The 11233-nt window shown below is 72.6% G+C and carries 11 protein-coding genes; all 11 read right to left on the bottom strand.

Annotation, left to right across the window (positions count from 1 at the left end):
• Positions 1-2: 2 nt before the first annotated feature.
• Positions 3-515, bottom strand: a complete 513-nt coding sequence (gene rimM / locus E1200_RS25190) for a ribosome maturation factor RimM (protein WP_131954557.1) — start codon at positions 513-515, stop codon at positions 3-5.
• 11 nt (positions 516-526) lie between these two features.
• Positions 527-769: an RNA-binding protein gene (locus E1200_RS25185; RefSeq protein ID WP_021598307.1), complete on the bottom strand. Its 243-nt coding sequence runs from the start codon at positions 767-769 to the stop codon at positions 527-529.
• A 2-nt stretch (positions 770-771) separates the two neighbouring features.
• Positions 772-1221 (bottom strand): 30S ribosomal protein S16, encoded by a 450-nt coding sequence (gene rpsP / locus E1200_RS25180; RefSeq protein ID WP_131954556.1) that lies wholly within the window; start codon positions 1219-1221, stop codon positions 772-774.
• A gap of 219 nt (positions 1222-1440) precedes the next feature.
• Entirely contained in the window at positions 1441-3030 is a 1590-nt protein-coding gene (gene ffh / locus E1200_RS25175; RefSeq protein ID WP_131954555.1) for a signal recognition particle protein, read from the bottom strand.
• 131 nt (positions 3031-3161) lie between these two features.
• Positions 3162-5501, bottom strand: a complete 2340-nt coding sequence (locus E1200_RS25170) for a [protein-PII] uridylyltransferase (RefSeq protein ID WP_131954554.1) — start codon at positions 5499-5501, stop codon at positions 3162-3164.
• An 8-nt stretch (positions 5502-5509) separates the two neighbouring features.
• Complete coding sequence (locus E1200_RS25165) at positions 5510-5848, bottom strand: P-II family nitrogen regulator (protein ID WP_131954553.1); 339 nt, start codon at positions 5846-5848, stop codon at positions 5510-5512.
• A 2-nt stretch (positions 5849-5850) separates the two neighbouring features.
• Positions 5851-7218, bottom strand: a complete 1368-nt coding sequence (locus tag E1200_RS25160) for an ammonium transporter (protein ID WP_131954552.1) — start codon at positions 7216-7218, stop codon at positions 5851-5853.
• Positions 7219-7377: 159 nt separating this feature from the next.
• On the bottom strand, positions 7378-8532 hold the full coding sequence (gene ftsY / locus E1200_RS25155; RefSeq protein WP_131954551.1) for a signal recognition particle-docking protein FtsY: 1155 nt from the start codon (positions 8530-8532) through the stop codon (positions 7378-7380).
• A gap of 244 nt (positions 8533-8776) precedes the next feature.
• The gene (locus tag E1200_RS25150; RefSeq protein ID WP_165950453.1) at positions 8777-9436 is read right to left on the bottom strand and encodes a DivIVA domain-containing protein; all 660 of its coding nucleotides are present in this window, start codon (positions 9434-9436) and stop codon (positions 8777-8779) included.
• A gap of 5 nt (positions 9437-9441) precedes the next feature.
• The gene (locus E1200_RS25145) at positions 9442-10593 is read right to left on the bottom strand and encodes a globin domain-containing protein (protein ID WP_131954549.1); all 1152 of its coding nucleotides are present in this window, start codon (positions 10591-10593) and stop codon (positions 9442-9444) included.
• Positions 10594-10600: 7 nt separating this feature from the next.
• Positions 10601-11002 (bottom strand): globin domain-containing protein, encoded by a 402-nt coding sequence (locus tag E1200_RS25140; RefSeq protein ID WP_131954548.1) that lies wholly within the window; start codon positions 11000-11002, stop codon positions 10601-10603.
• Positions 11003-11233 lie beyond the last annotated feature (231 nt).

Raw genomic sequence — 11233 nt, 5'->3', positions numbered from 1 at the left:
GGTCAGGGCGGGTCGAGGAGGCCGGGGGGCGGGTCTATGACGAGCCGCCCCCCGGGGACGTCCACTTCGGGGACGATCGCCGCCACGAAAGGGACCAGCCGTTCACCGGCGGCGCCGCGCACGACCAGGAGGTCCTGGCCGTGGTGCAGGATGTCGGCCACCTCGCCGACGTCGCCGCCGTCGGCGGTGACGACGGTGAGGCCGATGAGTTCCTGGTCGTGGTAGTCGTCCGGGTCGGTGGACGGGGAGATGTCACCGGGGTCGACGACGAGCCAGGTGCCGCGGAGGGCCTCCGCGGCGTCGCGGTCGCCGATCCCGGCGAAGCGCACGAGCAGGCGTCCCGAATGCCAGCGGGCACGCTCGATGGTGAGGGGGCCGGTCGGCGCGGGGTCGGTGGAGATCGTCGTGCCCGCGGCGAACCGGGAGTCCGGCTCGTCCGTGCGGACGTCGATGGCGACCTCACCGCGGATCCCGTGTGCGCGTCCGATCCGTCCCACCACGAGCGGTTCGCTCATCGGGACGCCACTCAGCGGACCTCGTTGACGTCGAGGAGGTCGACGCGCACGTAGCGGCCCCCGGAGAGGGCGCTGATCACGGTGCGCAGGGCCTTGGCGGTGCGTCCGCTGCGGCCGATGACCTTCCCGAGGTCCTCGGGGTGCACGCGCACCTCGAGGACCCGGCCGCCCCTGATCCGGCGGGCGCGGACCCGGACGTCGTCCGGGTTCTCCACGATCCCGCGGACCAGGTGCTCGAGCGCTTCTTCGAGCACTGTCAGCCCTCGCTCTTGGCTTCGGTGGTCTCGGCGGACTTCGCCTCGGACTTCTTCGGCTCGGCCTTCTTCTTGCCCTTGGCCGCCGGGGGCGCGGCCTCGGCGTCGCCCATCGACTCCTTGACGGCCGCCTCGAACACGGCCTTCTTGTCGGGCTTGGGCTCGGCGACCTTGAGGGTGCCCTCGGCACCCGGCTCGCCCTTGAACTTCTGCCAGTCGCCGGTGATCTTCAGCAGGTTGAGCACGGGCTCGGTCGGCTGCGCGCCGACGCCGAGCCAGTACTGCGCCCGCTCAGAGTCGATCTTGATGAGGGACGGCTCCTGCTTGGGCTGGTAGAGCCCGATCTCCTCGATGGCGCGCCCGTCACGCTTGGTGCGGGCGTCGGCGACGACGATCCGGTACTGCGGGTTCCGGATCTTCCCCAGACGCTTGAGCTTGATCTTGACTGCCACGGGTGTGGTGTACTCCAGACTTCATTACGGGTGGACGGGCCCGTGCCAGGTGGGGAACACCGGCTCACGGCCGCCCGATGGACTCCGGCCGCGCAGGACGAGAGAGGGCGCCTCGCGGGTCCGGGTTTCCAGCAAGCCATTCTGCCAGACGATGGCGGCGAAAGCGCAATCGCACGAAGCCGTGTCCGGGACGCGCCCGCCCCCCGGCGGAACGCGCGGTCACTTCTTCTTGCGGCCCTGCAGTTTGCCCAGGTCGGGCATCTGGAAGCCGGGCGGGAGCTGGCCGCCGCCGAGGCCCGGGGGAAGCTGCCCGCCGCCGAGGCCGGGCGGGAGCCCCTGCGGCATCCCGCCGGCCGCGGGCTGCTGCTCGTCCTGGCGGCCCTTCGCGCCGGCGGCGCGCTTGCGCGGGTCGCCGCTGCGCTGCTTGCCCTTCTTGTTCTTGGCCGCCTTCGCCTTGGCCGCCTTCTTCCGGCCGCCCGGCATGCCGGGCATACCGGGGACGCCCATCCCGCCGGCCATCTGCCGCATCATCTTCTGCGCGTCGAAGAACCGGGTGACCAGGCTGTTGACCTCGCCGACGCCGACACCGGAGCCGCGGGCGATGCGGGCCCGCCGCGAGCCGTTGATGATCTTGGGCTGGGCGCGCTCCTGCGGGGTCATCGAGCGGATGATCGCGGCGATGCGGTCCAGGTCCTTGTCGTCGATCCCGCTGATCTGGTCCCGGACCTGCCCCATGCCCGGCATCATCCCGAGCAGGTTCCCGATGGGGCCGAGCTTGCGGATCATCATCATCTGCTCGAGGAAGTCCTCGAGGGTGAAGTCCTCGCCGGAGGCGAACTTCGTCGACATCCGCTCGGCCTGCTCGGCGTCGAACGCCTGCTCGGCCTGCTCGATCAGGGTGAGGATGTCGCCCATGTCGAGGATCCGGCCCGCCATGCGGTCCGGGTGGAAGACGCTGAAGTCCTCCAGCTTCTCCCCGGTCGAGGCGAACATGATCGGCCGGCCGGTGATGTGCCGCACCGACAGCGCCGCACCGCCGCGGGCGTCGCCGTCGAGCTTGGTGAGCACGACGCCGTCGAAGCCGACGCCGTCCATGAACGCCTGGGCGGTGTTGACGGCGTCCTGGCCGATCATGGCGTCGATGACGAACAGCACGTCGTCGGGCCGGACGGCGTCGCGGATGTCGATGGCCTGCTGCATCATCTCGGCGTCGATGCCGAGGCGGCCGGCGGTGTCGATGACGACGACGTCGTGCTGGGCCTGCCGCGCGTGGTCGATGGAGCTGCGCGCCACCTCGACCGGGTCGCCGACGCCGTTGCCCGGCTCGGGGGCGAACACCGCGACCCCGGCCCGCTCGCCGACGACCTGGAGCTGCTGGACGGCGTTGGGCCGCTGCAGGTCGGCGGCCACGAGCACCGGGGCGTGGCCCTCCTGCTTCAGCCAGCGGGCGAGCTTGCCCGCGAGGGTGGTCTTGCCCGCGCCCTGCAGGCCTGCGAGCATGATCACGGTGGGCGGGGTCTTGGCCAGCCGGATCCGGCGGGTCTCGCCGCCGAGGATGTTGATGAGCTCCTCGTTGACGATCTTGACGACCTGCTGCGCCGGGTTCAGCGCCTGCGAGACCTCCGCGCCCCGCGCCCGCTCCTTGATCTGCGCGATGAAGTCCTTGACCACCGGCAGCGCGACGTCGGCCTCGAGCAGCGCGATCCGGATCTCCCGGGCGGTGGCGTCGATGTCGGCCTCGGAGAGCCTGCCCTTGCTGCGCAGCGACGAGAAGACCGTCGTCAACCGGTCGGAGAGCGTCTCGAACACGTGTCTGGACCGTCCTTGGGAAGCTTCTGGGATCGCCTATCAGCGTATCGGGTCACCGGCCGGGCCCTACCCGTCCCGGCGGGCCCATTCCGCGGCCGTCCGGTCTCCGCCGGGAGCCGGGGACACGCGCGTCAGCGCAGGGACGTGAGGATCCGGTCGCGCACCTCGTCCAGGACGGCGGGGTCCTCGACCGGGCGGCCGGTGCCGTCCACCACGTAGAAGACGTCGACGGCCTCGGCGCCGAGGGTGTCGACCCGGGCCGCGCGGACCCCGAGGCCGCACGCGCCCAGCGCCTGCCCGATCCGCCACAGCAGCCCGGGCCGGTCGTGGGCGCGGACCTCGACGACGGTGGCGGTGCGGGACGCGTCGGGCACGATCAGCACGCGCGGCGGCGGGACCGTCGCGCCCGGACGCACCCGGGCCGACCTGGCGCGGCGTTCGAGCAGGCCGGCGACGTCGAGCCGGTCGGCGAGCATGCGCCGCAGGTCCGCCTCCAGGCCGGCCGGGTCGGGCGGCGTCCCGAACTCGGGGACGGCGGTGAAGTCCAGGACGGCGGTCCCGCCGGAGTCCTCCGTGGACGAGATCGTGCGGGCGGTCTTCACCGCGAGGCGGTGCAGGGCGAGGACGCCCGCCGCGCGCCACAGCAGGCCGGGGCGGTCGGGCGCGGCGACGGTGATGCGGGAGCCGCTGACGCGGACGGCGCCGCCGTCGTGGCGGACGAGGGCCAGCCGCTCCGGGCCGAGGTCGGGCGCGGGCGGCGGGGTGCCGCCGGCCAGCGCGGCGGCGGAGCGGCGGGCGAGCTCGGCGACCAGCCGGGCCTTCCAGGTCCCCCAGGCGGCGGGGCCGGTGGCGTTGCCGTCGGCGATCGCGAGGGCGGCGAGCAGCTCGATGAGCTCGCGTTCACGGCCGGGCACGCCGGCGACGGCGGCGGTGACGGTCCGCACGGTGACCGGGTCGTCGATGTCTCGGCGGGTGGCGGTCTCGGGGAGCAGCAGGTGGTGGCGGACGAGCGTCTCCAGCACGCTGACGTCCTCCTCGGGGAAGCCGAGGCGGGCGCCGATGTCGCGGGCGACGACCGCGCCGCCGGTGGAGTGGTCGCCCGGCCAGCCCTTGCCGATGTCGTGCAGGAGCGCGCCCACGAGGAGCAGGTCGGGACGGGAGACGTCGCGGGTGAGGGCGGCGGCACCCGCGGCGGCCTCCACGAGGTGGCGGTCCACGGTGAACCGGTGCACGGGGTTGCGCTGCGGCCGGTTGCGGACGCGTTCCCAGTCCGGCAGCAGCCGGACGACGAGCCCGGCCTGGTCGAGGGCCTCCCAGACGCCGATGGCGGTGGGCCCGGCGCCGAGCAGGGAGACGAGGGCGTCACGGGCCTCGGCGGGCCACGGCGGCTCGGGCAGGGCCGCGTGCCCGGCGAGCCGGGAGACCGTGGCGGGGGCGAGCGGGAGGCCCGCCTGGGCCGCGGCGGCGGCGACGCGGAGGACGAGCGCGGGGTCGGCCAGGTCGGCGTTCCGCGCCAGGACGACCTCGCCCTCGTACTCGACGGCGCCGTCCCCCACGGGACGCCGCTCCACGCCCCGGTCACCGGCGGGGCGCCGGCTGTGCGCGGCGGTGAAGCGGTCGACGCGGCGCCACAGGTGCGAGGCCGCGTAGGTGATCGTGCGGGCGGCCTCCGCGATCGAGCGCTGCAGGACGTCCCTGTCCAGCAGGCCGAGGGCGTGCGCGACCGCCTCCTGCTCCTGCAGGACGAGCCGGTCGGTGGACCGGCCGGTGACCTCGTGCAGCGCGTGCCGCACGTCGAGGAGCAGGTCGTGGGCGTCGCGGACCCGGCCGCCCGGGGCGGACGCCACCCAGGACGCGGCGACGGCGTGCATGACGTGGACGTCGCGGAGCCCGCCGCGGGCCTCCTTGAGGTCGGGCTCCAGCAGGAAGGCCAGCTCCCCCTGCGCGTCCCAGCGCTCGCGGCACAGCGCCGCCAGCTCCGCCAGCCGGACGGGCGCGTCGGCCCGCCAGTCGGCGAGGACGGCGGCGCGCAGTTCGTCGGCGAGCGCGTGGACGCCCGCGATCCGGCGCGCCGCCAGCAGCCCGAGGGCGGCCTTCAGGTCGCCGCGCGCCACGGTCCGGGCCTCGTCGACGGTGCGGACCGAGTGGTCGAGCCGCAGCCCGGAGTCCCAGACCGGGTACCAGATCCGGTCGGCGACCTCGGCGATGTCCGGCCTGCCGCGGTGCAGGAGGACGAGGTCGAGGTCGCCGCCGGGGGTCAGGTCGCGGCGGGCGTGGCCGCCGACCGCGACGAGCGCCACGTCGTCCGGTGCGCCGCCGGCCGTGAGGAGGGAGCTCAGCCAGCGGTCCAGTTCCGCGGCGCGGGAGGCCCGTGCCGCCGCGAGGGCGGCACGGGCGGTTCCCGCCCCGTCCGTCCCGGTACCGCCCGGCTCGGCCGGGCGGTCTCCGGGACGCGGGGTGGCGAGGGTCACCGGGACGCCTACAGGGCTTCCGGCCCGGTCTCGCCGGTGCGGACCCGGACGACCGTGTCGACCGGCACCGCCCAGACCTTGCCGTCGCCGATCTTGTCGGTGCGGGCCGCCTTGACGATCACGTCGATGATGTCGTCGGCGTCCGCGGAGTCGACGAGGATCTCGACCCGCAGCTTGGGCACCAGGTCGACCTGGTACTCGGCGCCGCGGTAGACCTCGGTGTGGCCCTTCTGCCGGCCGTAGCCGCTGGCCTCGCTGACCGTGAGGCCCTTGACGCCGAAGGTCTCCAGCGCCTTCTTGACCTCGTCCAGCTTGAACGGCTTGATGACCGCCGTGATGAGCTTCATCCTTACGCCTCCACCTTCTTCGCCGCGCCCTCGGGCTTGTCCGCGGCACCGCTCACCGGGGCGGACGCGGCCGAGGCCAGCGTCGCACCGGAACCGCCGCCCGCCCGGATGGTGCCGAAGTCGTAGGCGGTCTCGGCGTGCGCCGTGCTGTCGAGGCCGGCCGCCTCGTCGTCCTCGCTGACCCGGAAGCCCATCACCAGGTCGATGATCTTGGCGATCACGTAGGTCACCACGAACGAGTAGGCGAGGGTCGCGAGGACCGCCACCGCCTGCTTGCCGAGCAGCGACAGGCCGCCGCCCGCGAGCAGTCCGTCGGCGCCGCCGTCATTGACGGCCGTGGTCGCCAGGATGCCGATGAGCAGGGCGCCGACGATGCCGCCGACCAGGTGGACGCCGACCACGTCCAGCGCGTCGTCGTAGCCGAGCTTGTACTTGAGGCTGACCGCGAAGGCGCAGACCGCGCCGGCGACGGCGCCGATGGCGATGGCGCCGAGCGGGGTGACGAACGCGCAGGCCGGGGTGATCGCGACGAGGCCGGCGACGATGCCGGACGCGAGGCCGAGCGTGGTGGACGAGCCGTCCCGCAGCTTCTCCACGACGATCCAGGCGAACGCGGCGGCGCAGGTCGCGGCGATCGTGTTGATGAACGAGATGCCCGCGATCTCGTTGGCGGCCCCGGCCGAGCCGGCGTTGAAGCCGAACCAGCCGAACCACAGCAGGCCGGCGCCGAGCAGGACGAACGGCAGGTTGTGCGGCCGCATCGGCTCCTTCGGCCAGCCCCGGCGCTTGCCGAGGACGAGCACCAGGGCGAGCGCCGCGATGCCCGCGTTGATGTGGACGACCGTGCCGCCCGCGAAGTCGAGGGCGCCGAGCTCGAAGATCCAGCCGGCCTTGCCGCCCTCCTCGCCGTCCGACCACCAGACCCAGTGCGCGATCGGGAAGTACACGAGCGTCGCCCAGATCACGGTGAACACGACCCAGGCCCCGAACTTGGCACGGTCCGCCACGGCCCCGCTGATGAGCGCGACGGTGATGATGGCGAACGTGGCCTGGAACGCCACGAACACCAGCTGCGGGATCCCGGTCCCGTCGTCGGCGGTGGCGGCCGTCTCCAGGCCGACCAGCCCCCACTCGCTGAACCCGCCCACGAAGGAGCTGAGCCCGCCGCCCGACGTGAACGCCATGGACCAGCCGTAGGCGACCCACACCATGCCGACGACGGCGATGCTGACGAAGCTCATCATCATCATGTTGAGCACGCTCTTGGCCCGGCTCATGCCTCCGTAGAAGAAGGCCAGGCCCGGTGTCATCAGCAGAACGAGCGCCGCGCTCGTCAGGATCCACGCGGTGTTACCGCTATCGATCTTCATCTCTGAGAGAGTCCCTCCTCGCCAGGGAACGTGACTGCTCAGAGACTCTGGCGCGGCCGTTTCACGCGATCGGCTGGTACGTTTCCGCGGTGTGAAAACCGGCCCCGGCGTGTTTCGCCGGTGTTTCTAAATCCTCACATAGTGCATTTCCGCGGAATGTCAGTCGCCCAGGATCGCGTCCACGAACGCCTCCGGCTCGAACGGCGCCAGATCGTCGGGGCCCTCCCCGAGCCCGACGAGCTTCACCGGGACGCCCAGCTCCCGCTGCACCTGGACGACGATGCCGCCCTTCGCGGTGCCGTCCAGCTTGGTCAGCACCACGCCGGTGACGTTGACGACCTCGGCGAACACGCGGGCCTGCTGCATGCCGTTCTGCCCGGTCGTGGCGTCCAGGACGAGCAGGACCTCGTCGACCGTGGCCTGCTTCTCCACGACGCGCTTGACCTTGCCCAGCTCGTCCATCAGCCCGGTCTTGGTGTGCAGGCGCCCGGCGGTGTCGACGATCACGACGTCGACCTTGGTGTCGATGCCCTGCTTGACCGCGTCGAACGCGACGCTCGCGGGGTCGGCGCCCTCCTCCTTGCGGACGACCTGCGCGCCCACCCGGCTCGCCCAGGTCTCCAGCTGGTCCGCCGCCGCGGCGCGGAAGGTGTCCGCGGCGCCGAGCAGGACGGTCTTGCCGTCCCCGACCAGGACGCGGCCGAGCTTGCCGCAGGTCGTGGTCTTGCCGGTGCCGTTGACGCCGACGACCAGCAGCACCGCCGGGCGGTCCCCGGCCGTCTCGGTCTTCAGGGACCGGTCCAGGTCCGGGCCGATCTGCTTGACCAGCTCCTGCTTGAGCAGCTCCCGGACCTCGCCGACCTCGCGGGTGCCGAGCACCTGCACGCGGGTCCGCAGGTCGTCGGTGACCTGCCGGGCCACGGCCGCGCCCATGTCCGCGGTGATCAGGGTGTCCTCGATCTCCTCCCAGGCGTCCTCGTCGAGCGTCTCGCGCGACAGGAGGACGAGGAGGGTCTTGCCGAACGTGTTCTGGGAGCGGGCGAGCCGGGCGCGCAGCCGCACCAGCCGGCCCGCGCCGGGCGGCGGCTTCTCGATCTCGACCGTCGGCCGCGGCGCCGGGACCTCCGTCGGCGGCGCCCGCTCGATCGTGGGGGCGCCCGCGTCCTCCTCCTCGGCGACGGTCGCGCCGCCCGTCCGCTCGGCGGGACGTCCGGCGGGCGGTCGCGGCCTGCCGCCGCGGGGCCGCAGCAGCACGACGCCGCCGATGATCAGCGCGACGGCGGCGAGCGCGGCGATGACGATCAGGTATTCCATCGGTCTCCTAGCAAGGACCCACCGGCTCGGCCGGTGGGGAGTCGCTGCTTGGCCTGTGGTGTTCTCTCCGTCCCGCCGGGATCGGTGCGGGCCGGACCGCAACCCTCGGGTTGGAAGCCCCCCGCGGTCAGACGGGAAGCGAAGTCACAGCGTCCCCAGTTTCCCAGACGGTGACGGCACGGCGACGAACCCCCCTCGGAACCCGTACCGGCTCCGGAACGGCGCGTTTCTCAGCGTAAACCGGTCACTGGGCGGGTGAAGACGCGCGCTCGGCGTTCTCCCACTCGTCGACGTTGCGGAGGAGCGCCTCAAGGTAGGAGCGGAGGTGGGTGCGGTAGACGTCGCTGTAGGTGCGCAGATAGGCGATCTCGCGTTCCATCGCGCGGCGCTCGTCCTCCGGCGGCGCATCCGTGCGGACGGCCGGCGGCGGGGCGGCCGGCGCTTCGCGGACGGCGGCGTCGGCCACCGCGGCGGCCTTGCGGTGGGCGTCCTCCAGCAGATGCTCGGCGCGGCCCTTGGCGTCGGACAGGATCGCCTCCCGCGCGAGCCTCGCCTCATGGGCCAGTTCGCGGGTGTAGCGCTCGGCGTCCGCCACGTACAGGTCGGCGGTCTGCTGCGCCTGGGACAGGATCCGGACGGCCTGGAAATGGGCGTCCTCGGGCGCCATGACGCCGGGCGTGCCCTTGGCCGCCTGGGCGCGCAGCCGGTTGACCTCCTCGGCCAGGGCCGTCTTCTCGGTGAAGATCTGGACGAGTTGCCGCTCGACGTAGGACAGGAAGTTGCGGACCTGCTCCTCGTCGTACCCGCGGCGGCCGAGGGCGGCCCGGGCGAAGACCACCGCCCGCAGTTCGCCCGGGGTCAGCCGCGTCCCCTCGGAGACGACGGGAAGGTTCGGGGAGTTCAACGCGCTCACCTCTGTGCGTCTGCGAAGGTTTCCAGCCGGACGCGGTCCCGGGGCACGCCGAGCCGCACCAGATGATCGACCGTGTGCCCGACCATCGCGGACGGCCCGCACACGTAGGCGTCGTGGCCGTCCCAGGGGCCGTGCCCGGCCACGATGTCGGGCAGGTTCCCGTACTCGACGTCGCCGTCGCCGGGCTGGAGCAGCGCGGTGAAGCCGTGGCCGGCGGACTCGTCCGACACCGCGGGCACCACGGTGAGCCAGCGGAACTCGCCGGCGAGCTTGGCCAGGTCCTCCAGGTCGTACAGGCCGTCCCTGGTGCGGGCGCCGAAGAACAGGTGCACGTGCGGCGGGTCGGAGCGGCGCGAGATCTGCTCCAGGATCGCCTTGAGCGGGGCCAGGCCGGTGCTGCCCGCGACGAGCAGGACGTCGCGGCCGGACGACTCGTCGAGCATGAGCGTGCCGACCGGGGCGCCCATGCGGACCCGGTCGCCGGGCTCGGTGCTCCGCACCAGCACGGGACTCACCGGGCCGCCGTCCACGAGCCGTACGTGGAAGTCGACGGTGTGGTCGGGACGGGGGGCGTTCGCCATCGAGTAGTACCGCCAGTGCCGCAGCCGGGACGGCACCTCCAGCGCGACGGACTGGCCGGGCCGGTACGGCAGCGGCCGGTCCGGCTGGACGCGCAGGACGCAGATGTCGAACCGGCGCCGCTCCACGGCGACGACCTGGCCGTTCCACCATGCGGGGCTGTTCAGCGCCTCCTCGTCGGCGGCCTCCAGCATGACCTTGGCGACGAGGCCGTACGCGGCGTTCCAGTCGCTTTCCACATCCTCGGTCCACTCGGGACCGCTGAAGTGCCGCAGCGTCGCGATGAGGCTGGCCCCCACGTGCGGGTAGTGCTCGGACAGGATGCCGAACCTGCGGTGGTCGCGGCCGAGCTGCCGGAGGAACGGGACGAGGGCGGGCAGGTCGTCCGCGCGGGCGACGATGTGCCCGAGGGCCCGCAGCAGCTTGTCGCGCTGCCCGCGCATGCCGATCGGGAACATGTCGCGCAGATGCGGGTTGCGGACGAAGAGGTCGGAGTAGAAGAACAGGGCGACCGCGTCCCCCTGCTCGGCGACCCGGTCGAAGTTGGCCTTCAGGCGTTGGGCGTCCATGTCGGATTCAGGAGACGGCCACGCCCTCCGTCATGACCTTCGCGACGAGTTGGTAGGCGTCCGTCCAGTCGCGTTCGAGGTCCGCGTTCCACTCGGGCCCGCTGAAGTAGGCCAAGGTGGCCAAGAGGCTCGCGCCCACCGGCGCGTAGTGCTCTTCGGCCACGCCGAACCCGTGGTGCCGCCGGCCGAGGTCCTGCAGGAACGGCACGAGCGCCTCGGGGTCGTCGACCGACGAGACGATCTGCGAGAGTGCGGCGAGCAGGACCTCGTGCTGCTTCGACATCGCCGCCGGGAACATCGACCGCAGCCCCGGTTCACGCGCGAAAAGATCGGCATAGAAATACTCGGCGACCTCGATGCCGTGCGCGCCGACGAGGGCGAAATTATCCTTGATCTTCCGGGGGTCCATCGCGCCTCACCTTCCACATTCTCCGTACCGAGCGGTATTCGCCCGATGGGAAAGCCGGAGAACCACGCTGCACATGCGTAGTGGACACCCCCGACTCCCACAAGTCCATAAAAGTAACCGGACAATCACGGCGAGTATCCGCCCATCCGACACTTCCCCGACCACCGGCCAAGATACGAAGCGACCATCACGCTATTCGCCCCGGAAAAATTCCCAGGACCGCTTTCACCC

Origin of the sequence: Actinomadura sp. GC306 (assembly GCF_004348665.1) — a bacterium.
Taxonomy (GTDB): Bacteria; Actinomycetota; Actinomycetes; order Streptosporangiales; family Streptosporangiaceae; genus Spirillospora.
This window is presented reverse-complemented; position numbering and strand designations above follow the sequence as displayed.

What these genes read in the sequence shown, in the direction of transcription:
- rimM (WP_131954557.1), bottom strand. Translation starts at nt 515, where the DNA reads ATGAGCGAACCGCTCGTGGTGGGACGGATCGGACGCGCACACGGGATC.
- E1200_RS25140 (WP_131954548.1), bottom strand. Translation starts at nt 11,002, where the DNA reads ATGGACCCCCGGAAGATCAAGGATAATTTCGCCCTCGTCGGCGCGCAC.
- E1200_RS25165 (WP_131954553.1), bottom strand. Translation starts at nt 5,848, where the DNA reads ATGAAGCTCATCACGGCGGTCATCAAGCCGTTCAAGCTGGACGAGGTC.
- E1200_RS25160 (WP_131954552.1), bottom strand. Translation starts at nt 7,218, where the DNA reads ATGAAGATCGATAGCGGTAACACCGCGTGGATCCTGACGAGCGCGGCG.
- E1200_RS25145 (WP_131954549.1), bottom strand. Translation starts at nt 10,593, where the DNA reads ATGGACGCCCAACGCCTGAAGGCCAACTTCGACCGGGTCGCCGAGCAG.
- ftsY (WP_131954551.1), bottom strand. Translation starts at nt 8,532, where the DNA reads ATGGAATACCTGATCGTCATCGCCGCGCTCGCCGCCGTCGCGCTGATC.